General features: G+C 40.2%; 1 protein-coding gene. It reads left to right on the top strand.

Annotation, left to right across the window (positions count from 1 at the left end; translation table 11 throughout):
* On the top strand, positions 1-286 hold a 286-nt coding region (locus JEM65_RS21425), incomplete at both ends, for a M1 family aminopeptidase (RefSeq protein ID WP_262895275.1).

Below are 286 nucleotides of genomic sequence, written 5' to 3' on the forward strand. Positions count from 1 at the left end.
GGTGTAGATGAAGCTAAGCTGAAGCTGATTGCAGAGACAGAGAATTACTTTTCAGAAGCAGCAATTACTCAGGTTGACCTGATTCGATTTGAGTATGAAAATGCTGAAGACATGTTTGATTCACACAGTTATTCCAAAGGTGGGGCTATTATGCACATGCTCAGAGAATATTTAGGTGTGGATGCGTTTTACGAAGGATTGAGATACTATTTGACGGAGCATGCATTTGAAAATGTAGAGGTAAATGACCTTCGTTTAGCGCTTGAAAAAGTGAGCGGAGAGGATT

It is taken from the genome of Gelidibacter salicanalis, from assembly GCF_016469035.1.
GTDB classification, from domain to species: domain Bacteria; phylum Bacteroidota; class Bacteroidia; order Flavobacteriales; family Flavobacteriaceae; genus Gelidibacter; species Gelidibacter salicanalis_A.